General features: G+C 51.4%; 20 protein-coding genes. 4 read left to right on the top strand and 16 right to left on the bottom strand.

Annotation, left to right across the window (positions count from 1 at the left end):
* Window positions 1-58 precede the first annotated feature (58 nt).
* The 7 genes from MHFGQ_RS05320 to MHFGQ_RS05290 all read right to left on the bottom strand — a co-directional run bounded on the left by MHFGQ_RS05320 (window position 59) and on the right by MHFGQ_RS05290 (window position 7280).
* Complete coding sequence (locus MHFGQ_RS05320; RefSeq protein ID WP_106004929.1) at window positions 59-1015, bottom strand: DUF169 domain-containing protein; 957 nt, start codon at window positions 1013-1015, stop codon at window positions 59-61.
* A gap of 26 nt (window positions 1016-1041) precedes the next feature.
* Window positions 1042-2163 (bottom strand): (Fe-S)-binding protein, encoded by a 1122-nt coding sequence (locus MHFGQ_RS05315; RefSeq protein WP_211292862.1) that lies wholly within the window; start codon window positions 2161-2163, stop codon window positions 1042-1044.
* Window positions 2164-2243: 80 nt separating this feature from the next.
* On the bottom strand, window positions 2244-3086 hold the full coding sequence (locus tag MHFGQ_RS05310) for a TIGR04282 family arsenosugar biosynthesis glycosyltransferase (RefSeq protein ID WP_106004927.1): 843 nt from the start codon (window positions 3084-3086) through the stop codon (window positions 2244-2246).
* Window positions 3087-3575, bottom strand: a complete 489-nt coding sequence (locus MHFGQ_RS05305; RefSeq protein WP_106004926.1) for a GNAT family N-acetyltransferase — start codon at window positions 3573-3575, stop codon at window positions 3087-3089.
* Window positions 3565-4524: an NrfD/PsrC family molybdoenzyme membrane anchor subunit gene (nrfD, locus tag MHFGQ_RS05300; protein ID WP_106004925.1), complete on the bottom strand. Its 960-nt coding sequence runs from the start codon at window positions 4522-4524 to the stop codon at window positions 3565-3567. Before nrfD ends, MHFGQ_RS05305 begins: the two co-directional genes overlap by 11 nt.
* Before the next feature lie 12 nt (window positions 4525-4536).
* Complete coding sequence (locus MHFGQ_RS05295; RefSeq protein WP_106004924.1) at window positions 4537-5079, bottom strand: 4Fe-4S dicluster domain-containing protein; 543 nt, start codon at window positions 5077-5079, stop codon at window positions 4537-4539.
* A gap of 5 nt (window positions 5080-5084) precedes the next feature.
* Window positions 5085-7280 carry a molybdopterin-containing oxidoreductase family protein gene (locus MHFGQ_RS05290; protein ID WP_106004923.1) on the bottom strand — a complete coding sequence of 732 codons (2196 nt, stop codon included), beginning with the start codon at window positions 7278-7280 and terminating at the stop codon, window positions 5085-5087.
* A gap of 588 nt (window positions 7281-7868) precedes the next feature.
* Between MHFGQ_RS05290 and MHFGQ_RS05285 the strand changes: the two genes are divergently transcribed.
* Complete coding sequence (locus MHFGQ_RS05285; protein WP_106004922.1) at window positions 7869-9947, top strand: sigma-54-dependent Fis family transcriptional regulator; 2079 nt, start codon at window positions 7869-7871, stop codon at window positions 9945-9947.
* 90 nt (window positions 9948-10037) lie between these two features.
* Here MHFGQ_RS05285 and MHFGQ_RS05280 read toward each other — a convergent pair whose 3' ends face one another.
* From MHFGQ_RS05280 to MHFGQ_RS05265, 4 genes are all read right to left on the bottom strand, one after another.
* Window positions 10038-11429: an SLC13 family permease gene (locus MHFGQ_RS05280; RefSeq protein ID WP_106004921.1), complete on the bottom strand. Its 1392-nt coding sequence runs from the start codon at window positions 11427-11429 to the stop codon at window positions 10038-10040.
* Window positions 11430-11574: 145 nt separating this feature from the next.
* A complete protein-coding gene (locus MHFGQ_RS05275) occupies window positions 11575-11910 on the bottom strand; it encodes an oxidoreductase (RefSeq protein ID WP_106004920.1) in 336 nt (111 codons plus the stop codon).
* A 53-nt stretch (window positions 11911-11963) separates the two neighbouring features.
* Window positions 11964-14207: a molybdopterin-dependent oxidoreductase gene (locus MHFGQ_RS05270; RefSeq protein WP_106004919.1), complete on the bottom strand. Its 2244-nt coding sequence runs from the start codon at window positions 14205-14207 to the stop codon at window positions 11964-11966.
* Between the two features lie 661 nt (window positions 14208-14868).
* The gene (locus MHFGQ_RS05265) at window positions 14869-15438 is read right to left on the bottom strand and encodes a spore coat protein (protein WP_106004918.1); all 570 of its coding nucleotides are present in this window, start codon (window positions 15436-15438) and stop codon (window positions 14869-14871) included.
* Between the two features lie 171 nt (window positions 15439-15609).
* Between MHFGQ_RS05265 and murJ the strand changes: the two genes are divergently transcribed.
* From murJ to MHFGQ_RS05250, 3 genes are read left to right on the top strand one after another with little or no spacing between them, the layout of a single operon-like run.
* Window positions 15610-17193, top strand: a complete 1584-nt coding sequence (gene murJ, locus MHFGQ_RS05260) for a murein biosynthesis integral membrane protein MurJ (RefSeq protein ID WP_106004917.1) — start codon at window positions 15610-15612, stop codon at window positions 17191-17193.
* Between the two features lie 16 nt (window positions 17194-17209).
* The gene (locus MHFGQ_RS05255; protein WP_106004916.1) at window positions 17210-18577 is read left to right on the top strand and encodes a Mur ligase family protein; all 1368 of its coding nucleotides are present in this window, start codon (window positions 17210-17212) and stop codon (window positions 18575-18577) included.
* Entirely contained in the window at window positions 18537-19277 is a 741-nt protein-coding gene (locus MHFGQ_RS05250; protein WP_106004915.1) for a type 1 glutamine amidotransferase, read from the top strand. The genes MHFGQ_RS05255 and MHFGQ_RS05250 overlap by 41 nt, the downstream gene beginning before the upstream one ends.
* A gap of 28 nt (window positions 19278-19305) precedes the next feature.
* On the opposite strand, the gene MHFGQ_RS05245 is transcribed toward MHFGQ_RS05250, so the two are convergent.
* From MHFGQ_RS05245 to MHFGQ_RS05225, 5 genes are all read right to left on the bottom strand, one after another.
* Window positions 19306-20397 (bottom strand): D-alanine--D-alanine ligase family protein, encoded by a 1092-nt coding sequence (locus MHFGQ_RS05245; RefSeq protein ID WP_106004914.1) that lies wholly within the window; start codon window positions 20395-20397, stop codon window positions 19306-19308.
* A 175-nt stretch (window positions 20398-20572) separates the two neighbouring features.
* On the bottom strand, window positions 20573-21253 hold the full coding sequence (locus MHFGQ_RS05240) for a metallophosphoesterase (protein ID WP_170066198.1): 681 nt from the start codon (window positions 21251-21253) through the stop codon (window positions 20573-20575).
* Between the two features lie 29 nt (window positions 21254-21282).
* Window positions 21283-22290 carry an isocitrate/isopropylmalate dehydrogenase family protein gene (locus tag MHFGQ_RS05235; RefSeq protein WP_170066197.1) on the bottom strand — a complete coding sequence of 336 codons (1008 nt, stop codon included), beginning with the start codon at window positions 22288-22290 and terminating at the stop codon, window positions 21283-21285.
* A 78-nt stretch (window positions 22291-22368) separates the two neighbouring features.
* Window positions 22369-23034, bottom strand: coding sequence for a coenzyme F420-0:L-glutamate ligase (locus MHFGQ_RS05230; RefSeq protein ID WP_106004912.1), 666 nt, complete (start codon window positions 23032-23034; stop codon window positions 22369-22371).
* Window positions 23021-23926, bottom strand: a complete 906-nt coding sequence (locus tag MHFGQ_RS05225) for an N-acetylmuramoyl-L-alanine amidase family protein (protein ID WP_106004911.1) — start codon at window positions 23924-23926, stop codon at window positions 23021-23023. The genes MHFGQ_RS05230 and MHFGQ_RS05225 overlap by 14 nt, the downstream gene beginning before the upstream one ends.
* Between the last annotated feature and the right edge of the window lie 10 nt (window positions 23927-23936).

Raw genomic sequence — 23936 nt, 5'->3', positions numbered from 1 at the left:
TCCGTAGATAAAATTAACGTCTTCTTTTTACCTATGGACCGGTACCCCCCGGGATATACTATTGCTGCAAAACCTGGATAACCCCTGCCGGACACTGGCCTACGCAGGTGTAGCAGGCAGTACAACGCTCCGGGTTCTTGACAATTGGTACCGGGCGGCCGTCTTGTTCTTCCATAACGAACACGCCGTAGGGGCAAAAGTCGGCACACAGGCCTTCTCCTAAACAGTTGGCAGCATCGATGTTGATCTGAATCGCCGGGACATCCAAGGTATTCTTCTTTTGGACGCCTACTTTTTCCATAACGGGCGGCATATAGATTTTATGGCGCGCTTCAGGTATGCTTTTCTGTGCCAGTTTTTGCAGCGAACGAGCCACAATCTCCAGCTGGGCAGCCGGGAGAGAGAGATAAAGCTCAAAATCGCTTATGTCACTGGCAGCGCGGCTGCCGTAACAACCGAAGGAAATATTCATTTTCCCTGTCTGCATGGGCTGGACGGTAAGGTCGGCACAGGTGGAGTTATAACCCGAGGTGTTAAAGCCCTGCCGTTCACCGCTGTTATACGATTGGGCGCAGCAAAGCCACATGGCCTGCTCCGGCCACAGGGTGAAGATTACCACGTCGGCTTCAAAGTTGGCTTTACTCAAAGGTGCTACCAGGGTGGCCTCGTAGCTGCCGGCCGGAAAACAAGGCCGGACGGCGATCATCTTCCGGGCACATTCCAGGGTAGGCAGCTTTTTAAACAGGAGGTATAATTCACCCGACTGCAGTTTGGGCGGCATGGGTATGAGGCCCATAATGGCCGCCCCGTCGGGGCAGGCGTGCCGGCGCGGTGGCATATACAAACTCCACCCCCGCCTGGCAGCAATAATGGCCTGGCAGTGACGCAAGGTTGCCGTGGGTTCTGTAACCCCTGCGGGTATGGCCTCGCTGGGACGCAGTAACCGCACTGCTACCGGCTCCCAACGCAGGGCTAATATGTCTTTATAAATGCTAGCGAGTTGCTGGTTATCCACCGGTTTCTCTCCCTTTACTGCAATAGTTATTCCGCCATTACCCGCCGCCAGTTTTCTTCACCTTCGGGCCCGGTATAAAGAGCCTTTGCCCTTTTTTTAATTTCACTGTAATCCTTTTCCTGACCGAGCAACAAATCGAGGACATGGCGCACCTTGAGCCCGTTGGCATCGCGAGCGAAATTAAGAACGCAGCTCAAGCAGTATCCAGCCAGGATCCCGGCTCCGGTATTACCTGCCTCTTCCAGGCGGCGGTCGGTCAGGGCCATGGCCAGGTCAGGACGAAAGTGGCTTACCTGGCCGCCGCTGCCACAACAGAAGGTGTTCGCCCCGTAGTATTCCATCTCAACCAAGCGGTAGCCGCTATTCCTCAAGGCCTCACGTACCTGCCGGGCAAAGATGCCCTCATGGCGGTCAGGACAGGAATCATGAATGGTAATTAATCCTTTACCGGCCACCCCGAATCCCCAGTTCTCGTAGATGGTCCTGACCTCAATGCCGTCTGGTGCCAGCTGGTTACGCAGCTCGTAAAAACAGTTGGGGCAGGCGGTGATTAATACCTTTACAGCCAGTTTTTTTAGTTTATTTTTAAGGAAGGCAGTATAGTTTTCCCCGCGTTCCTTTAAACCCATCTGGTAAAGGGGTTTACCACAGCAGTCGGTTAAAAGGGTCATGCGAGGCCAGAGCCTCGCCAGGTGATGAAAGGCAGCCCTGGTTAAATCCGATCCATAAGTCAACATAGTGCACCCCGGGAAAAAGGCTGCCTCGCCTTCTTGATCAACGGGCAGCTCCTGGTAATGAATGTTGTACTTTTCGCGGTATAGTTTGCAAGTATTAAGCTCCCGGTCCGGGTAAAGGTAGCGATAATCGTATATAGGAAATTCTCCGTTTGCTACTGCTTCGGTGCGTTTAGCGGCAAACATGCCCGCCGGGGACAGGCCTGCCGGGCATACAGCGGTGCATAGTTCGCATAGGGTGCAGGAAAAAGCTTCCTCTACTGTTGCTCCCCGACCGGCAATCTCAAGGGGGGCTTCGCCAATCTCCTCCAATAGCAGGCATGAAGCAATACATTGACCACAGGCAGTACATTTTTCTGCTATTTCCCGGCGCGGCCCATCACCGCTGCCGGCGACCTCTCTGGCAACGTTCAAGTCATCCATCCTTTCCTTGATTTGTTAACTTGGTCATAATTTGTCTTTTTAATTAATGCGATCAATCACCAGACAATCCGCTAACGCTCCGGCGGCAGGGCGGTGGCTTCAAGACCCAGCTCCCTCAGGACTGCCATGGTGCGGCGGGGCACCATCACGTCAGCATCAGTCGCAGCGGCAAGTTCCAGGGAACGCAGTACGGGAATGATGCTTGCTAAATCGATGGGGATATCTATATCGGGAACCATCTCCAGGGCGGCAAAAGGTATCTTTTTTGCCACCGCTTTATTAACCAGCATATCGAGGGCCGTTATGCCATCGCTGTTGTAAAATACGCCGTAAAAATCAAAGGGTGTAGTCCTGGTATAGCCTACCAGGGAAAATCCCCCCTCCTGGCATGGCGCCTCGACAAGGGCCGCCCCCATGTCCGGTGTGGAATGGCTACCAGCCTGCCACACTGCTTCCCGTCCGGCCTCGCTTTGACTGAACCTGGCTAACGCGGTAAAAGCTTTTTTCAGGGTAACCGGCTGCAGCGTCGGTAAATCCCCGCCGATGATAATAACACTATCGGCCTTTCTTGTTTCCTCTTGCGGTTTGAGAATATAATCGGCAGCAAACTGCATGCAGTCATCGAAGGAACCACCCCTGTCGGCAAAGACACCCTTTACCTTTTCCGGATGGGCCAGGCTTTTAAGGAGGGATTGGAGGTAGGCGCCGTCGCCGGCGGCATCATGACAGATCCAGAGTTCGGCACCCTCGTCCTCGCAGGCCGCCATGGCAACTTCGATAACATCAAGGAGACAGGCCTCATAGAGAATTTTCGCTTCTTCGGGTGTTAAAATCCCGCCTTTTTCCTTTGTCAGACGGGTCTTAATATCACCTTTCCTGGGGACTTTAGTGAAGACAATTAATGCTTGGCGCAACTAACTAACCTCCTGTATATAAATCATGGGCACCGGCCGGCAAGCTTCCCTCTCCGGGCAACCGTCGCACTGCTCCTGGTAAGCTTTTGCTAGGTCGGAAAAAAGACAGTGGCGAAAGCCGTACTGGCGGTAAAACCCTGCCGCTTCCCCCCTGGCAATATTCGTAACGCGATAAGTACTAAACTTCCCGTTCAGCAAACTGCCACAGTAGGCCCAGGGCTTTTTTATTAACTCCAAAAGCAACATTCCTCCTAATCCCTGGCCCCTGGCTTCTCTCTTCACCGCCAGCAATTCCAGGTGAAAAGAATTTTCCCCCAGCCAGGTTATTTTACCTCCCGCAAAAATTCTCCCGTCCACCTTGATCACAGCGTGTTCTTCCGGTTCCCCGGCCAGGTCCATCCCCCAGTCCTGCAATAATGCCTGTAACTCCGGGCCGTCTTCAGGCCTGGCCAGGGTCACTTCCGCCCGTGCCCGCAAATTATTTGCCATTAAGCCAGGCCGCCCTTTCCTGCCATGTCTGCTCCAGACGTGCGGCCAGGACGGCTATTTCCTCTTCCTGGTACCACTCGTTATCTTCACCGGGAAGGCTTACCCGGACGCCGGCCTGGAGAAATGCAACTCGCAGGCAGACTTCCCCTGCCAGAACAAACAATGATTTTACCGCCAGGATACCAGCGCCGCTGCCACCGAAGTAAAGGAGGCAAGGGATGAGGTGACCACAAATAACAATCCCCCACCAGAAAATATTTTTCAACTTGCCGGTGAGGAGCATTGCCGTCGACCGGCGGGCTTCCTCCGGCGCCGACTGGCGCATCCCCAGGATATAAGTCGCGATTAAGATTATCTGGGTGATGATCAAGGCCAGGAGGACTTTATCCAGAATAGCAATAGTTGGTGCTGGCGACGTCCCGGTTACCGCCGCCACCAGGATTACGCCGGCCAAACCGGAAGTAAGGGCTGCCGCCAGCCACAGGGGCACCAGGGCGCTGCCGTTCCAGAAGGAGCGGCCCCGGGCTTCGCCCAGCTCTAAACCCGGGTAAATTACCAGGGCCACGGCAAAAATTATGCCCAGGAACCCGATAATCCGCCGCCCGGCATTTTCCCCGGCCCAGGGAAAGATATCAAACCAAAAGCTGGTATATATTGCCGCCAGTACTATGAAGCAGCTTAAAAACAGGGCGCCTTTAGTCATAATTGACTGCATACGGCTGAAAACTAAAAGAAATCGCTTTTTATTGCCCAGCTCGGCAAGTAATAACAGGCCGCCCAGGCCGGCAGCTACCAGGCCCAGGAAACTACCGGTACCACTTACCTCACCGGCAAGGGGCGAGGTTATAATATCCAGAAAAGCGATGACGGCAAAAACCATGGCCCCGAAGGCGGCGCAAAAGAAGTAACCGGCAGCCAGCCCGCCCCAAATTGCCTGTTTATCCTCCATAACAGCTACCTCCTAGGGAAAAATATAATACACCGAGGGTTTCGTACCCAGATATGGGTACAACGGCCGGGCATTAGCCTGTTTAATAAGTGCCGTCACTTCGCTGCCGGGGTCGTCTAAATCACCGGCATGGCGGGCTTTCAGCTGGCAGGTTTCGACACAGCGGGGCATTTCTCCCCGCTCCAGCCGTTCATAACACAGGTGGCACTTCTGCACGATGCCCTTCTCTGCCGCGAACTGGCGCACCCCGTAGGGGCATACCAGCATGCAGAACTTGCAGCCAATGCAACGCTCGCCGTGGACAATGATAATCCCGTCGGGCCGTCTCTGGCTGGCCCCGGTAGGACAGCCATCGACACAAGGGGCATCCTGGCAGTGCATACACGGCCGCGGCAAAAAGTGTGAGGTCACCAGAGGGAATTCCCCTTCAGGCCCTACGGTAAACACTTTATTCCAGCGTTCATTTAATGGCAGTTTATTCTCAACCTGGCAGGCAACGGTGCAAGCATGGCAGCCGATGCACCTGCGCAAGTCGATAACCATTCCCCAGTGCATTGCTTTCACCCTTCCACTTTAGCAATCCGGCATAAAATCGTTCTGGTGCACCAGCTGCCGCAGGCTGGATCGCAGGTATCCGGGTCGTCATCCAGGCAAACATTGATATTGGACTCCCAGATGCCAAACAGGTCTTTTACCCCTTTTTCCGGATACCACCATCCCCGTTCCGCCTGGACTACCCCGGGCGGTACGGCTGTAGTGATTTTAGCCCTTTGCTTGACTTTACCCTTCGGGGTTTCAATCCACACCCAATCGCCTTCTTTAATAGCAAGCTTTTGAGCCAGTTCAGGGTTAATGGCCACCCGGGGTTCCGGGTGCAGCAGACGCAGGCGCGTTATCTGGCGGTGTTCGGAATGGAAAAAGGGCATAAAGCCTCCGCCTGCGATGAGTATCAGAGGATAATCCCGGGCCAGCTCCGGGGTAGCTTCCGGACTGAACGGCGGCTCAACGTAATGGGGTAACGGGTCATAGCCCAGCGTTTCCAGTATTGAACTTTTCAGCTCCACCTTCCCGGAGGGCGTGGCAAAACCTTTTTCCAGGTACTTGTAGTACTCGCGCGGGGCAAAGTCGAAACGTACCCCCCTGACAAAATCTTCATAGGTTTCGAGGCCGTACCCCAGCGATTCCAGGCGGTACTGGAACACCTCTTCGTTGGTCTGCCACGGCCAGTATTCACCCTGGCCCATCTTGATACCCAGGGCGCGCCAGAAATCGTAGTCGGTTTTACGTTCGTATAAAGGCTGGATGGCCCTTTCCGAAGCGATGAGCCAGTCGGATACCCCATAGGTTGTCGTCAAGACCGGCCGTTCCAGCCAGGAGGCAGCCGGCAAGACATAGTCGGCCAGCGCGGCCGTGGGCGTAAGCCAGTAGTCCATGACCACCAGCAGGTCCAGCTTGTTGAGGGCTTCATATACCAGCCTGGAGTTGGCATAAGAGCTAAGGGGGTTATCAGCAAGGACGATCAGCGCTTTTACCGGATAGGGTTTACCGGTTAAGATGGCGCGCCACAGTACAGGTGGACTGGCCTCGCACATCCACTCGGCCGGCAGACCCTTTCCCCAGACACGCTGTAGCTGCTCATTTAGAAGCTTGTAACCCGGCCAGGTGCTGAGTTTAAACCTGTCCGCGCCCAGTTGCTTTGCCCGCTGCTCCTCGGGCAGCAATTCGTTGAGCTCCATCTCGACGTCAGTAATAAATGTAGGATGGGGGCCGGGCATGACATCACCGCCGGGAACGTCGAGGTTACCGCAAATGGCCCTCAACACCGCCCTTGCTTGGGCAACGGCACTGGTAGCCCTACCGAGCTGGTCGGTGGCTACCCCCCACTGGATACAAGCAGGCCTCGATGTGGCGTACGTCCTGGCCGCCATTGCTATCCTTTCGGCGGGCACCCAGGTCTTTGCTTCCGCCCATTCCGGGGTATACTCCTGCACCCGTTCCCGCAGTTCCTCAAAGCCCACCGTCCAGTTCTCGACGAAATCGGCGTCATAGAGCTCTTCATTGATAATGACGTTAAGCCAGGCCAGGGCCAGGGCGCAGTCACTCCCCGGGCGGATGGGTAACCAAATGTCGGCCCGGGCTGCCGTCTCGCTGTAACGTGGGTCAATGACAATGATTTTGGTACCGTTCTTTTCCCGGGCCTCTAAAAGCCCCCGCATTTCCGGTAAATACGAAGCACCAGGATTATGGCCCCAGACGACGACGCAACGGCTGCCCATAATCTCCGGGTCAAAGGCGCTCCAGCCGTAAATGGCCGTTTCTATTAAAAAATTGGGTATCCAGCAAACGGGTGAGGTGTGGACCACATTGGGGCTCCCCAATAGATTAAAAAAGCGGCGCCTGGCCCAATCGTCAGTACGGTTGGTGCCCCCGGCAGTGGCGATGCTTTCCGCACCATATTCCGCTTTGTATTTTTTTAGCCGGGCGGCAATGTCCTCCAGGGCTTCCTCCCAGCTGACACGCTTAAAATTACCAGATCCCCGTTCGCCGACACGTTTAAGGGGATAGTTTACCCGGTTGATGTGATTGAGGTGATCGATAGCCGAGGCACCCCGGGGACATTGTGCCCCCTGGTTAAAGGGATGCTCCGGATCGCCCGTTACTTTTTTTACGACACCGTCTTCAACGTGCACCAGCATGCCGCAGTTCATATGGCAGAAATAGCATGCTGCCTTTTTGACTTCAATGTTACCAGCCATTTTTTTACCTCCGCTCGAACAGGAAAACAATATAACACAATTATTTGTAATCGTCTTCCTTCCCAACTTAAAAAGAACTTGATAATCTGATTTATATATGCGATGATTAGTTATGGTATCGATCTTTTCACCTAAAGACCTCCATTCTATATGTTGTTAACCCTCCTAAACCTTAATCTTCTAAATCATTCATGCAAAAATCATGCCAGTAGCAGCGGCAAGATCCAAACCTCCGGATAGCGCTGAGGCACAATAATAAAAGTTAGCTATGACACTTAAACTAAAAATTAACGACCTAATGTTGTCCCTTTTTGATACTATGTATTCCCAAAAAAGAGACTACACGTAAGACCAATATTGTTCGTTTTATGCATTAATCAAAAATCAAAACTCAAAGATATCTTCTAATTATAATTGTGAAATGTATCACACATGCAATAGAGTTACTATCCGGGGGTGATTTAGCAATAAAGGGTGATTTATTAATAGGGTGGATTGTCTTCTAAAGGATCTGAACTCTGTTCCTTATTTACATATTTCCTTTTATTTCTTTGCTGCCAGATATTTATATGTAATAGGAGGATTGATATGGAAATCATCAGGACTGATATAGCCTGTTACGATAACCAGAGTAATTTTATATTAAATTCTGTGGACAATGATTTATTCCAACGCCGCTGGCAAGAGATTCGCCAATGTAAGCAAAGATTTATCTATTATAATGAAGACCCTCGGAATTTCCCTTGTTTAACCCCGGTAGTCGCCGATTCCTGGTTAAGATCATACAAATTTAAAATCGATCCATTTGCTAAAAAAATCGGGCATAACATATCGAAAGATGACCTGGAAGCTATCCTTTTAGAAAACAGTATGTTAATTTCAACTACTAAAACCTTGATAGATGCCTTTAAACATCTTCTTAAAATTTCCGGATACATGTTATGTCTCCATAATGCCAACGGCACCATTCTCTACCTCGATGGAGACGACAATGAAATTTCTTATTTCAAATCAATAAATGCAGTCATTGGGGCTGTGTGGAACGAAGCAACTTCAGGAACTATCGCCCACGGACTCAGTATGATCTTGAAATGTCCGGTTCAATTAATTGGCCCGGAACATTATTGCATAACCCTGGAGAATACAATCTGTTCTGCCGCTCCCATTATGGACGAAAAAGGTAACCTTATCGGTACCCTGACGCTGGTACAGGCATTAGGAGAACGGCCCTGGGAAAAAAATCTTAAAAACTTATTATCCCATACCCTGGGATGGGTTGCTTCCCTGGCAGTAGCTATAGAAAACAGTCTGAAACTAGAAGAAAAAAACCGCAGGTTACTGGTTATGAATAATACATTGGAAACAATTCTCTCCTGCATCGACGCTGGAGTTATAGCCCTCGATTGTGATAATAAGATTATTAAGGCCAACCGGGAGGCAGCCCTTATGCTTTCTCCCAGTGGCGACAAAGTCGAAGGCAGATACATTAGGGACTTTGTGGACGACAGGGTAATGCAGGTATTAACAAGCCAGAAACCTGTTAATTACCTGGAAGCAACTATTCGCAACTGCAAAAAGGAACGCCACTGCGTATTTAGCATACAATTTATACCAGGCCAGAAAGAAAAACGCACCGAAGGAGCCATTATCCGTGTCAACCTGTCTGAAAAAATCAATAACCTTGTTAATGTGCGAACTGGTGCAGTGGCCAAGTATCACTTTGATGATATTATTGGCAACAGCGCCTGCATAAACCATGCAAAAGACTTGGCCCGTAAGTTCGCCGATGCCGGCGAAAATATTTTATTAATAGGAGAGAGCGGCACCGGAAAGGAGCTATTTGCCCAGGCTATTCACAATCAATACCGGCCTGAAGGTCCTTTCGTTGCTTTGAACTGTTCTGCGATTCCCAGAAACCTCATTGAAAGCGAGCTCTTTGGCTATGAAGGCGGAACCTTTACGGGTGCCGAACGCAATGGAAGACCAGGCAAAATTGAGCTGGCTCACAAAGGGACGCTTTTCCTTGACGAAATAGGCGATATGCCCATTGAAACCCAGGCCACGTTGCTTAGGGTTTTAGAGGACAAGCGCGTAATGCGGCTGGGAGGCAGGAAGTATATTCCTGTTGACTTCCGCGTTATAGCTGCAACTAACAAAAATCTTTACCAGATGGTGCAAGAAAATCAGTTTCGTCTCGACCTGTACTTCCGGCTGGCGGTTCTCAAGCTAGAAATACCGCCCCTGCGACAGCGACAGGAAGATATCTTGCTGTTATGCCAGCATTTTATAGAATACTACTGTAAAAAGACAGGACATGTATTGCCAACTATAAGCCCGGCTGCTAAAAAAGTAATTTTGAATTATGAATGGCCAGGTAACGTTAGACAGTTGGAGAATGCTATGATTTATGCTGTCAACATGTCTCAAGATGGGATTATCGACGTACGCCACCTCCCTAATGAGATAGTAAGAGAGACAACCCAGAAAAATGCTGGTATTCGTAGCATTGAAGGGGTAACCTCAATGAAAGAAGCTGAAAGGATAGTTATTCAAAATGCTATGATTTATACAGGTAATAACATCCCTAAAGCTGCAAGACTCCTTGGTTTAGGTAAATCTACTCTATATAGAAAACTAAAACAGTATAACCTGGATAAAGCATATTAATATACATGCGGTTATTAAACTACAAAAACAGGCCCTTCCTGTTTACTGTAAGCAGAAGGGCCTGTTTATTATTTTCTAAAGTATAAAATATTAAAGTCCAGCCAGGCTCACTAAAAATGGAACAGCTAATGCAGTGAAGACAATTAGAAACAACGTCGGTAACCAGCCGGCTTTAACCATCTCAGTCATTGTGTAATACCCTTTACTGTAAGTGATAAGGGGCACCATATCAATAGGAAGTAAGAAGGTCACATTGGCCCATACAGTAACTATCATGGCCATAACGACCGGATTAACGCCTATATTCAATGCCAGGGCAGCCATAGGCGGTAAAGCCATGCCCACAACCGGTGGACCAGCTGGTACTAAAACGTGGAGAAACGCCATTATTGTGGAAGCTACCAGGAGTACCACAAAAGGATTCCATTGCTGCGCCCCGGCAAGCACGGTGTTCACAACCCATGTCGCACCACCGGATTTCAAAATGCCAGAAGTTACTGCTTGTATACCGCCTATCATAAGGATCATATCCCATGAGGCATCCCGATTGAATTCCTTCCAGGTCAGCAACTCTACTCCAGGTAAAAACATTACTATCAGTCCGCACAGGGCTACAAGGGTAGTATCAAACACGGGAAACCAGGTGCTGGCTATCCATAAAACTAACATTGTCAGAATAATAGCCACAACTTTCTTTTCCTCGGTCGACATGGGTCCCAGGTTACCCAGAGACTCATTGAAAGCAGCCAACGTCTCTTTCGTTATGGGCTCGGGTTTTATAACAGTTACCACCCAGAGCCAACATACCAATACTGTAAGCAGGCTAACGGGAATGCCGATTATCATCCACTGCAGGAAAGTAATCTTGATGTTGGTAGCATCTTCTAAAAGGTATAAAGCCATGATGTTATTTGGTGATCCGGCCGGCGTCATGATGCCTCCAACTACGGCGCCAAAGGGAATGCCAATCATGGCCGCTTTAACCAGGTTTGACTTATACATATCGGGTATACTTTTCTGGAGGGCGGTAATGGCAACCGCTGCACATAAAGCCGTAGTCGGAACGTTTGACATGATCGATGATAAAAGTGCAGTAGCTAAAATGAACCCCAGAACTATTTTCCTGGAGTCACCACGTGCCATCCTGAAAAGCACCGCGGTAAGACGGTTGGCCAATGGCGTTTTCATGATTATAGTAGTTAAGGCGAAGGTGGCAATTAGGAAGAAGATGGTAGGGCTTATAAAATCCTTAAACACATCAGCTAATTTTGGTGTGACTCCGTAAAAAGGTAATAATATCATTAATATAAAAGCGGTTATAGCTATAGGAAACACATCCAGCACCCAAAGAACAATCCCGCTTATTAATATGCCGAAAGCATTTTTTCCAGCAACGCTCATGCCGGCAGGCGGGGGCAGTAAAAAGGTAAGCACAAATATAGCTATACCTATTATGAGTCCAATAATTCTTTTATTATTCATTTACAAACACACCTCCTAATAATTTATGATTTTTTAAATTATCTGCTATGAGATAAAATGGAATAAAAACTCCTACTGTAAAAATAACCGGGACGGGTCCCGGGCAACCTCAGGACCCGTCCTGACTTATCGCATTGCTAGCTAATCAGGGTGCAAATAGCACCATTTTTTTACCCTTGGCCACCATCTTGGCCGCCAACTCTTCGACCGGACCATATTCCATTGCTTTACCCAAGCAATGATGAACGCACGCCGGATCTTTTCCTTTTGCTACCCTTTCTTCACATAGATTACAAAACTCCGTCGGAATTGGAACATAATCCATCTGCCAACGGTCAGGTGATAACTGCATAGGACCTATTTCTGCCAACTTAATCCCCCACTTACCTACTGGAAGATTAAGCTCTTTCTTGCAAGCCACCTCACAACTATGGCATCCGGTACAATATTCATAATCAATTAGTAAACCATTCCGTGACATCCCTTTCCCCTCCAATCTCTATTATTGGTGCGGGTTTCCGCCACCCTCTATTTTTACTCCTCAGCCTTGTAGACTTTACATATCATACTCTTTAAGGGAGATCCGAACCCTAGCTTACCAATATGCTTATGAGGTACTAGCAGATTTACATTGGCATCCCATACGCCGAAGAGATTCGGCTCGTCAGCCTGTTTCTCCGGGAACCACCAACCATGCTGGGCATGGACAACCTTCGGGTGGATGCCCACCGTCAGCTTGGCCTTCTGCTTACACTTTCCGTACATATTTTCGATGTAGACCCAGTCGCCGTCATTTATGCCCAGCTGGGCAGCGGTATCCGGATGGATCTCTACAAGGGGATCTGAATGTATTTCACGTATGGTCCGGATCTGACGGTGCTCAGAATGGAACATACCCCACATTCTAGCTCCCGTTGTTAGAATGAGCGGATATTCCTTCGCCAGTTCCGGAGTGCTATACGGGCTATAAGGAGGTTCTTCAAAGTAAGGCAGCGGATCGTCGCCCCACATCTCAAACAGCGTCGAGTACAGTTCAATCTTCCCTGAAGGTGTCATGAAGCCAGGCTCGCCGTCGGGCCGTAGCTTGCCTGTCTCATACTTCCGGTATTCGTACGGCGGATGGACAACAACCTGCTCCTTCAGTTCATCAAAGGTTATACCTAGCTCGGGCTTCAATTGGGAGGTGAAGAATTCTTTTACATCATTCCACGGCCAAGCCTTTGGGTTGAGGCGTTTGCCCAGTTCAAGGCAAATCTCGATATCGGACTTACACTCACCAACCTGCAGGGCCTTATTAATAGCTCCGACAAATATGGTATTCCGGCCGAAGTGGGTTAGCACAATGCCGTCGTGTTCGGCGAAGGTAGAAAGGGGCAGGAATATATCGGCAAAGGCCATGGCCGTAGGCGTCATAAAGGTATCAGTTGCTACAGCAAATTCCATATTTTTAAGAGCCCTGTACCACCTGTCGGGAGCAGTTGAACAAGTCGGCGAAATGAGATTGGTGCTGTTGAACCATGCCATCTTAATCGGGTAGGGTTTTCCAGTTTCTAGGACATCCAGTGTTACGTCAGGGTGAGTAGTTGCTAATGCATTGGCCAGTGCCGGATATTCTTGCGCTCCTATTCTCTTGTTCCACAGCTCTTCTGTTAACTCTAGCCGTGTCTCAACGCGCCATTTTCCGAGCAGCGCTGCCGGCGGTCCAATGGTGATACCACCAGGCACGTCTATATTACCAGTTACCGCCGCCAAAGATAGTACGGCGTGACCTACCTGTACTCCGTTGGGATTTTCATCCACCGCCAGACCCCAGGTTATGCTGGCAGGTTTGCTCCTGGCAAAAAACCTTGCGGCCTCCACAATTTTTTCCTTTGGTACCCAGGTTATTTCCGCCACCTTCTCCGGCGGGTATTCCTGAACACGCTGTTTCAAATCATCAAATCCGGCGCACCACTTCTCTACGAAATCCTTATCGTAAAGCCCTTCATTGATGATTACATGAAGCATTCCCAGAGCCAAAGCTGCGTCCGTACCAGGCCTCAGTTGCAGCCAGTATTCCGCCCGAGAGGCGAGCCAGGTCAGTCTGGGATCGACTACGATGAGCTTGGTGCCCCTCTTCATCATGTCCACAATGGCATGGCCGTACAAGCCATCGGGATTCGATTTTATTGGATCTTTGCCCCAGATAATTATACACTCAGGTAGCTTCCAGCCCGGGTGGTCATAGCGGTCCGGGTAGTAACCAGCAAAATCGATTTCTGGGTATCCCGTACCAAATACGTATTGTGTAATGGCGCACCTGGGGCCATAACAGGACCATCCGCTGAGAGGATAACATACATTTGGTGTGCCTAGGGCAGCGAAGCCGAGCGGATAATAGTATAAGCAGGCCTGTCTTCCGGTTCCACCGTACACTACTATCGATTCCGGACCATATTTAGCTTTTATATCCTGGACTTTATCAACTATGATGTCCCATGCTTCATCCCAGGATATGCGCTGCCACTTGTTTTCTCCTCTCTCACCAACCCTTTTCATAGGATAGATAATTCTCTGGGGGTGATGTACATATTCGGGAAGGCTTAAGCACCTGATGCAGAGCCGGCCCTGGCTGATTGGATGATCAGGATCTCCCTCTACTTTTACCAGCCTATTATCTTTAACATACAGCTTTAGGCCGCATCCTACAGGGTGGCATCCGGGCGGTGACCAGGCACAGGTTCTCGTTACAGTATAACCGTCTTCTTCCCAGGTCCACGGTTTCTTTGCGGTACTCATTGTTCTCTCCTCCTCTTTTTTAAAATTTTTGCTTATAATATAAACGAAATATAAAATTGGTTTAGATTTACGCTAATTTAGCTATATTTATCACCTCCTACGTTACCTTAATTCAACAAACATCCTTCGACAGCTAACTGTTTCCCGTACATTTATTTCTGGCCGGCAGTTTCTAGATCTGCTTTACAATGGGGACATTTTTTTTGCTTTATTCCTTCGAATATTGTTACTTCCTTTCCACAACTAGGACATTTAATCTTTCTAGATATGGCGGTAGGTCTAAAGCACATTAAAGCTACCTCCTCAATTTAATTTTTAATTAGTTCCTTTTTTATCCCAACAAATCAACCAACAAATCACCTCACCAATTTAAAACCCATTGCAATATTCGTGCCAATATTCACAGCCTTGAGCGTTACTTATTAAGCGAGATAAAATCTTATTTGAACAAACCTTTAAGGAAATGCTTTTTTGAATTTATAGCATACATTTTTCCATTTTGAAAATTATTGTCCCAGAAAGAGAACCTTTAGTACTGGCGTCGCCATTGTTGATACGGCTGTGCGCTAAATCATACCTCATTATACACATAAAAGAGCCCTGCCTTTTCTAAAAAAAACAGGGCTCTCATATATAGAAAATAAACATTTAACAGTATCTACTACTGCTGATAAAATCCAACCTGGCCCGTTGCGGCGGGGCTGTAAGCATTAATCATGGTACTTGTCGTTACATCCTTCATGGTCGGTACCTGGTAATAGCCTTTTTGGTTCATGTACTGCCATACTTCATAAGCCTGTTCGGCACAGTTAATGGCCCCCTGCTGGAGCATGCGCCGCAGCTCCAGGTCAGCACATTCTAAGGAAGCCATCATCCTAAAGGCTGCTGAAGCCTTATGGCACCCCAGCATGCCGCTCGCTACATCCCGGTCATCCATCTCATGCATAGAAGTATTGGGCCTCTGGGTTTCCGGGTTGTCCAGGCCGTAAACCGGAGCCGCCGTCCGGGGCAGACGGTAGGGTACCGCCTGGCTAATGCCGCGCTGGTTGATGGCCTGAACCATGTTGTTATACTCTTGCGTCATAAAGCGCAGTTGCTTGTCCAGGATGGATTTGAGCTGGGAATCTTTAACATGGGGACGGTACAACTGGAACTGATTGATCCCGTCAATTGTGTCGCTTAGTACCTCATGGAGTTCCATCACTTCGTGGGCACCGTAGTGGGCGGTCATAGACGATCTCCTCCTCTACATGTTATTAGTTACGGAGGTTATTATTTCCCTTTGCCGGATAAAATATATGACCTCAAATTCTTGTGAACGAGATCAGGCCTTCCTTTTTAAATAGCAAAGGATTAAAATACAGATAGTGTGTCAACAATCTAGAATAAAAGGAAGCGTCAAATGGTAAAATCCGGTACGATGCGGCTGGCCCACTCGGTAGCTATCATGAGCCTGGCTGCCGGCGTGTCAAGGATTTTAGGTTTTTTACGCAATACGGCTATTTCAGCCCTGTTTGGCCAGAACCAGCTAACCGATATGCTCAATACCTCCTTTGTTATCCCGGATACCATCTATTTAATCCTGGTGGGCGGCGGGGTTAGCTCGGCCTTTATCCCGGTGCTGGCCAGTTACCTGGCGGAAGAAAATGAAGAGGCCGTCTGGCAAACCGTAAGCATCGCCTTTAATCTGGTCCTGACCCTGGTAGGGATTGCCGTAACCCTGGGAATGATCTGGACTCCCTGGCTGGTACACCTGATAGCCCCGGGCTTTAATGCTGAACAAGTGGCTTATACCGCCTACCTGACCCGGATTGTACTCGTAGCCATCCTCTTTCACTGCCTGAATGGGGTCTTAATGGGGACAGAGTACGCCTACCAGTCCTTTATAGGAACGGCCATCGGCCCCCTGGTATACAACGCTGCCATTATAGTTTTCGGCCTCGCCCTGGCCGGGAAATACAGCATCGCCGCTTTTGCCATTTCCACCCTGATTGGCGCGGCCCTGAATTTTCTGGTACAGGTGTGGGGGGTATGGCACCTTAAGCCCCGCTACCGGCCGGTCCTGGACCTTAAGCACCCAGGCATCCGCAGGATTTTTAAACTAATGCTCCCTGTAACTATTGGCCTGTCCATTGCCCAGTTAAATCTTTTCTTTAACCAGACTTTCATTGCCTCTTTCCTGCCGCGCGGTTCTATCAACGCTCTGACCATCTCCAGCCGGGTGGTTTTAGTACCAATTCTCTTTGCCTCATCAATGGGCATCGCCCTTTTACCGGCCCTGACTCGTATTGCCATGGAGGGGGATTATCGTTCTTTTACCCGTTACCTGTCGGGATCGCTGCGGGCTGTGGTCTTCATCTCCATCCCGGCCACGGTGGGGCTAATTGCCCTGGGGCAACCGGTGGTCAGGGTGCTCTTCCAGCACGGCCGCTTTACCAGTGCCGACACCCTGGCTACTACCGAAGCCCTGGTCTTTTACTCCCTGGGGATAACGGCCTACGGTGCCTATGAGATTTTGAGCCGGGCCTTCTATGCCACCCAGGATACGGTAACCCCCCTAAAGATCGGTCTGGTCACCCTGGCAGCGGGCACCGCCATGAACTTTACCCTGGGGCCGGCCTTCGGCATCCGCGGCCTGGCCCTGGCCTACTCCCTAGCCGGCTGTGTCAACGTCGCCCTGCTGCTCTATTACCTGCGGCGCAAGGTACAAGCCCCCCTGGAAGGTCGCCGGTTACTGCAGACTTCTATGAAAAGTCTCCTGGCAGCACTGGTCATGGGCCTTCTCCTGAACCTGGCGGCCGGCCATCTTTTCCTCCCGGCATCCTGGCCCCGCCTGGTGCGGGAGGGAGTGGAGCTGGCCCTGCTGATTACCCTGGGGGTTTTGAGTTACATCGGCCTGGCCTGGTTGTTGCGTATGGAAGAGCTGGCCATGTTCTTAAGCGTCCTCAGCAGGCGCCTGCGCCGCAGCCAGGCCGCTGTGGGTTAAAGGAGGTTCCTGCAAATTGCTGCGTACTTTCCTGGCCCTCTGGGCCGGCCGCCTGGCAGCCTTTATATGCCGCCTTTTGCAACGGGGTGGTACCTCCCTGCCGGGCTATTTAGCCCTGAAAATTGACCCGTATTTAATGGGCCGTTTAGCCTCCAGGTATGAAAAAATCATCATCGTTACCGGAACCAACGGCAAGACGACGACCACCAACCTCCTGGCCTCAATTTTTCGGGCCGCAGGGTTGAAGGTGGTTCATAACAGCGAAGGGGCCAATATGCCCGCCGGCGTAACCACGGCCCTCCTGGCCCGGCGGGGAGAAATTGCCGTCCTGGAAGTAGATGAAGGTACCCTGGGCCTGGTGACCCGCCAGGTCAAAGCCCATATGGTGCTCATTACGAATTTACTGCGGGATCAATTAGACCGCTACCATGAGCTGGAGCAGCTGGCGGCAGCCATCAGCCGCGCCCTGGCAGCCATCCCGGCGGCCACCCTGATCCTTAACGCCGATGATTCCCTGGTCACTTCCCTGGGCCGGGGAAGGGAGAAGGTCCGCTACTTCGGCCTGGCGCGGACGCCCTGGAGCCAGGAAACAACCAGCGAAGTCCTGGAGGGCCATATCTGTCCCCGCTGCCGCCGGCCCCTGGAGTTTAATTACTATCATTACAGCCACCTGGGGGATTATTTCTGCCCCCAGTGTTCGTACAGCCGGCCACCTGCGGAGTATGAGGTCAGGGATTTAGAGCTAAATTCCGGAGGAGCCCGCTTTGACCTTGTTTACCCAGGCGGCAAACTGCCCCTTCGGTCCCCCATGCCGGGGATTTATAATGTCTATAATGTCCTGGCCGCTGCCAGTGCCGCCCTGCAATTAAAGATTGACCCGGCAACCGTCGGCCGGGTGGTGGCGTCTTTCCTCCCCGGCCAGGGCCGGGCCGAAACCTTTAGCCTGGGGAACAAACATTTGACCTTGATGCTGGTAAAAAATCCTACGGGCTTAAGTATTGCCCTGAAAACCCTGACTGCCGGCCGTGGCAAAGCGACTTATCTCCTGGCCATCAATGACCTGGCCGCCGACGGCCGCGACGTCTCCTGGCTTTGGGATGCCGACCTCAGTCCCTTGCTCCAGGCTCCTTACCACCGGATTATCTGTGCCGGCCTGCGGGCCGGCGATATGGCCATTTGTCTCAAATACCAGGGGGTAAAAGAGGCGAACCTCAAGGTTATCCCCGACCAGGAAGAAAGTGTCGACTTTTTACTGGAAGAACCGGTCGACGAAGGCCTCATTCTCTGTACCTATACCAACCTGGCCCTGTACCGCCGCATCCTTAAAGCAAGGGGGGCTGTCAGTGAAGTTACGCCTCTGCCATCTCTATCCGGAACTCCTTAACCTCTACGGTGACCGGGGTAATGTCTTAATCCTCTGCCGCCGGGCTGAGTGGCGGGGTATCGCGGTGGAAGTGACCCGGATCTCTCTGGGTGATAAGCTGGACCCGAAGGCTTATGACCTTTTCTTCCTGGGCGGCGGTCCCGACCAGGAACAGGGGGTGGCCAGTGCCGACTTACTGGCAAAAGGTCCCTGGCTTAAGGAAGCGGTGGAAGCAGGCGCGGCCCTCCTGGCCATCTGCGGCGGCTACCAGCTGCTGGGGGAGTATTACCGCACCAGCACCGGAGAAACGTTACCGGGCGTAGGCCTTTTTGCCGCCTATACCGAGGCCGGGAACAAACGCTTAAAGGGCAATATTGCCATCCAGGTGGAGGAGTTGGGTACGGACTGGCCGGTGATTGGTTTTGAAAACCACGGCGGCCGCACCTTCCTGCAAGGTACCCGGCCCCTGGGCCGGGTAATTTACGGCGACGGCAACAACGGTACCGACCAGACGGAAGGGGCCCGCTACCGGAACGCTATCGGCACCTACCTTCACGGGCCTCTATTGAGTAAAAACCCGCATTTGGCCGATTACCTCCTCCGGCTGGCCCTGCAGCGTCGTTATGGCGAAGTCGAACTGCCACCCCTCGATGATTCTTTGGAGCTGGCCGTTAATGAAGCAGTCTACCGGCGCTTTTTGCCCACAAAAGGTAAGTGGTAATGGCCAACCCTAAGCGGAGGTCTGTAGTCTAAGCCGAGAATTCCTGCAGGGGCTGCGTTTCCCTCAGGTATGGGTGCAGCAAACCCAAGGCCGGAGCTACCAGGTCTTGCAGTTTAACCCCGGGAACCAGGCCATATTCCAGCAACGACTGGTAGAGGATGAAATTAATAAATTGGCTGTATCTTAAACCGGCTGCCATGGCCATAGCCGTTAAAGAAGCCGCAGGGCTTAAAGAAGGCGTCCCGTTTACATCAATAATATAAAACCCTCCTTCACTGTCAGAACGCAGGTCAATCCTCAAGGCGTCCCTCGCCCCGGTGGCTGCCAGCACTTTGATGGCCAGGTCGCTTAAAAGTTGATAGCGTATGTCCTCTGGAAAAATGTGTTCTGTTACATCCTGTTTTCCCTTGATGGCAGAAGTCCTGATTTTCCGGGACAGAAAAGCTATTGGCGGTAGAATATAACAAGGAGAGCGGCCGATCAGGCCGACGGTAAACTCCTGGCCGGGGAGGTATCTTTCCACCAGTACCGGCAACTTGCCCAGGATCTCCAGGAGCGTTTTTACCTGGCACTCCAGCCGGGCAAAATCAAATACCACCGAAGCATCGCTGATACCAATACTGTTACCGCCGCCATTAGGTTTAACAAATAAAGGAAAACCTAGTTCCGCCACCGCCCGTTCCATCTGTTGTCGCAGTAAGCCCCGGCCCGGGTCAATCACCTTGTATGGTGGTACCGGCAAACCGTGTCGCTGTAAAACTTGATAGGTAAGGTTTTTGTGACGGCATATCTCCATGGTTTCCGCGGGAGAATGGCTGGCAGGAATACCATACTTCTGTAACAAAAACCGTACTTGAGCAGCTCCACTGCCGTCGTACAGGGTATGGGGTTCGTCGAGAAAACCTTCGGCCAGGACAAAGGCCAGGTGAGGAGCAGGCAGGCGGGAAAGGGATTTTTCCAGCTGGCGGCGGCTGCGGACATTCACAGGGTAAACATCGCTGCCGCCCTCCAGCAACGCCCGATAAATGTTAATTACCGTTTCCCAGGATAGACAATCGCTGTAGGGTCCCCGACGCTCCTGGGCGGGGACGGCATTGAAAAGAAATAATATGCGCAGCAAATAGTTCTTCCTCCCCGAGTTAACAGGCAGCCTGTTCTTGATAAAACAACCATATTATACCACATACATATTCCTTCTTAAATAGCTATAATACCTTAAACCTGTTCCCTTTCTGAAAGCCCCATAATTACCGGACAATAAAGGACCTGTCCGCAATTAATGGACAGGTCCCTTTTTAACAAGATACCAGGACCGGGGTAAAGTTTACATAATCGGCAGACACCAGGTGAAAGTTTATACCCCACGCCTTATCTGTCAGAGCCTTTTCGTGATCGGGGCCGTGTAAATGACCGTAATAACAATGGCTGACGCCGTAGCTCTGCATCAGTCTAATAAAATCCGTTACTTCGCCGTTAAAGGCCGGTGGATAATGCATCATCACCGCCAGGGGTTCTTCCCGGCGAAGATCCCGGATGCCTTTTAAGGCCATCTCCAGGCGCAGGACTTCCCTCCGGTAAACCTTACCGTCTGTTTCTTCATTAAACAAGGGGTGCTGGGGCACAAGCCACCCCCGGGTACCGCATACGGCAACGCCGTCAATTATCTCCGGTTTCAAAAGGGAAAATTCTCCATCGAGAATGGCTGTCTTCATCTTACGTTCCGTCTGCCACCAGTAGTCATGGTTTCCCTTTAAAAGCCTCTTAGACCCCGGCAGGGATTTTAGAAACTGCAGATCGGGGAGGGCGTCAACCAGGCGCATACCCCAGCTGATGTCCCCCAGGATTAAAACTGTATCTTCCGGTTCGACCACCCGCTCCCAGCGGGCGGCCAGTTTTTCCCGATGATTTTCCCATACCTTTCCAAACATGGACATATCACGACCCAGGTGCAGATCGGCGATGGCAAATAAAGCCACTCTTACCCCCCTACCCCTCCGCCAAGGGGTTAAGCCTTTTCCATCTGCCGGACGATGGCGTCGGCCATTTCGCTGGTGCCGGCTGTGCCCCCAAGATCATAGGTTAAGTACTTGCCTTCGGCCAGAACTGCCTCGATCGCCTTCTGTATCCGCACCGCAGCTTCCCTTTCGCCCAGGTACTCCAACATCATCACCCCGGAAAGGATGGTGGCCAAGGGGTTTACTTTGTTTTGCCCGGCGTACTTGGGCGCGCTGCCGTGAATGGGCTCGAATACAGCCGCGTTATCGCCGATATTCGCCCCAGGGGCAACCCCCAGGCCGCCGACCAGTCCGGCGCACAGATCAGAAAGGATGTCGCCATAAAGGTTAGGCAGCACCAGCACATCGTACTGTTCCGGCTTTTGGACCAGCTGCATACTCAGGTTGTCCACAATACGGTCGTCGGCCGTCAGGTCAGGGTAATCTTTGGCCACTTCATAGAAGGTCCGCAGGAAGAGGCCGTCGGTAAACTTCATAATATTGGCCTTATGACCGGCCGTCACCCTTTTGCGGCCGTTGGCGCGGGCATATTCAAAGGCCGCCCGGGCGATCCTCTCAGAACCTCTACGGGTAATTATTTTTATGCTTTCCGCCGCATCTTCTCCTACCATATGTTCAATGCCGGCATAGAGATCCTCCGTATTTTCCCTGAAAATAACCAGATCGACGTTTTGGTAGCGGGAAGGCACATTGGGCAAATTACGTGCCGGGCGAATGTTGGCATAAAGGTCTAGCTCTTTACGCAGGGCTACGTTAACACTGCGAAAACCGGTACCTACCGGCGTGGTTATGGGGCCTTTAAGGGCTACACCGTTTTTACGTATGGAAGCAAGGGTTTCTTCCGGCAATACGCTGCCGTACTTTTCCTGGGCCGCCTCTCCGGCTGCCATTACTTCCCACTCGATTTCAGCCCCGCTGGCATCCAGCACCCGCCGGGCCGCGGCAATCAATTCCGGTCCGGTACCGTCTCCGGGTATCAGGGTAACTACATGCTTCAAACAAAGCCACCTCCAGAAAATCTCATTCCCCATTATTATACGTTCTTGTCCACCCGGCGGACAAGTAAAAAATCGCCCTTAGTGGGGCGATGCTTTGCGGCGTTTCAATATAACTACGGGAGTTTGTTCGTCCTCATTGCCGAAAGGGTTGTCTTTCAAAGCTTCAATCACTTTATCCTTTAAACTCTTATCCGTAATGGCCAGAATATCGACACAACCCTTATCATTAACATCGGCAATCACGGCCTCTGCCCGGGTTGCCTTCTTTATATTCCACACCACCCGTTCCGGATCCTTTGGTCCCAGCACTATATGACGCTCAAATGGATACATGGTTCCGGCTATATCATCGATGAGGGCCAGCTGCCGCCCGGCCACTATGTAAAACAAACCTTTCTTTTTGAGCAGACGGCCGACTGCCGCCGCGGCACAACCGGCCAAAATGCGTAACGTCCCCACTTCCTCAATGGCCAGCTGCATGGCCGGCGGCGTGGCGAGGCTCCCGTCTTTGCCGGGAAAACGACTTAAAAAACGGGCCAGCCTGCCGGGGCGCACCGTCTCCGGCAGAACCGCCCGCCCCTGGGTAATAGCGACTACGCTTTCCGCCAGGCAAATAACGTCGCCAGGTTCGGCTATACCGACGCTGTATTTCCGGGCCAATTCTACTATATCCTCGTTTTCCATGATGATATGAGTACGGACGGGCACTTTATCATAGATTATTTTCCCTTTATTCCCGGCCATAAGTTCTATTCCCCCGCTGGAAATATTGTTTGATCGCCACGACAGTAGCCAGGGCTACCTTTTGATGGAAATAGGGGTTGCGCAATAAGCCTTCATCGACCCAGTTGGTTATGGCCACCGGTTCCAGCCTCAGGCCCGGCACCTCTCCAAGGCGGGTCAGTTCCTCATCGGCGGTAACACCCCGTGAAGGTGTCTTTACCCTCGCGACGATCCTTTCTAAGACCCGGACCGCCAGTTCATCGTTGCCCCGACAATTGGGATTGTAACGGACGGCCGTCCCCCGCAGACCGGCATCCGCCTCCCCGTGTTCATGGACGCTGATAAAACAAAATGTAGAGGCGGTAACTTTCTGCAGGCGTTCCTCCCAACTCGGATTTTCCTGTTCCCCGCGGGTCCAGAGCACCCTGGCTTTGAAGCCCTCCAAAATCTTCGCCAGGGCCAGGGCGGTCTTCCAGGCCATGTCCCGTTCCCAAAGGTTGACTGGCCCCCGCCAGCCGCCGTCACTCCCACCGTGGCCCGGGTCGAGGACTATCAGCTTATCACGGTAAAAATCTACCAGGGGCCGACGACTGAAACGGAGCACCACCCGACACGGCATGCCTTCCATCACTGTCAGATCTGCCCGGACGGCCGCATCAAGGCCGATGAGAAAGGAAACCTCATCATCACCCGCCACGACCGTTACTTCCCGGATAATGCCATCCTGGACATATAGGGAACCGGGATACATATTCAGGATGGCCCGTAAGGTAACTCGGCAGGTATCTGGTTGGGGATAGGAGATTGTTACGGGAGGTGGGGCAGTAGCTTCGATGGTTACGGTGCTGAACTGCTCTTCTTTGTCCAGGATAACCTTGCTATAGAGATTGGTTAGCCGGGGGGTGGTGGGCAAATCCTCTTCA

The organism is Moorella humiferrea (genome assembly GCF_039233145.1).
Classification (GTDB): Bacteria; Bacillota; DSM-521; order Neomoorellales; family Neomoorellaceae; genus Neomoorella; species Neomoorella humiferrea.
Note: the sequence above shows the minus strand (reverse complement) of the source record. Positions and strands in the feature narration are given on the sequence as shown.

Coding starts and splice junctions, on each gene's coding strand:
- MHFGQ_RS05285 (WP_106004922.1), top strand. CDS start 7,869: ATGGAAATCATCAGGACTGATATAGCCTGTTACGATAACCAGAGTAAT.
- murJ (WP_106004917.1), top strand. CDS start 15,610: ATGGTAAAATCCGGTACGATGCGGCTGGCCCACTCGGTAGCTATCATG.
- MHFGQ_RS05270 (WP_106004919.1), bottom strand. CDS start 14,207: ATGAGTACCGCAAAGAAACCGTGGACCTGGGAAGAAGACGGTTATACT.
- nrfD (WP_106004925.1), bottom strand. CDS start 4,524: ATGGAGGATAAACAGGCAATTTGGGGCGGGCTGGCTGCCGGTTACTTC.
- MHFGQ_RS05275 (WP_106004920.1), bottom strand. CDS start 11,910: ATGTCACGGAATGGTTTACTAATTGATTATGAATATTGTACCGGATGC.
- MHFGQ_RS05295 (WP_106004924.1), bottom strand. CDS start 5,079: ATGCACTGGGGAATGGTTATCGACTTGCGCAGGTGCATCGGCTGCCAT.
- MHFGQ_RS05290 (WP_106004923.1), bottom strand. CDS start 7,280: ATGGCTGGTAACATTGAAGTCAAAAAGGCAGCATGCTATTTCTGCCAT.
- MHFGQ_RS05280 (WP_106004921.1), bottom strand. CDS start 11,429: ATGAATAATAAAAGAATTATTGGACTCATAATAGGTATAGCTATATTT.
- MHFGQ_RS05230 (WP_106004912.1), bottom strand. CDS start 23,034: ATGGCCGGGAATAAAGGGAAAATAATCTATGATAAAGTGCCCGTCCGT.
- MHFGQ_RS05265 (WP_106004918.1), bottom strand. CDS start 15,438: ATGACCGCCCACTACGGTGCCCACGAAGTGATGGAACTCCATGAGGTA.
- MHFGQ_RS05305 (WP_106004926.1), bottom strand. CDS start 3,575: ATGGCAAATAATTTGCGGGCACGGGCGGAAGTGACCCTGGCCAGGCCT.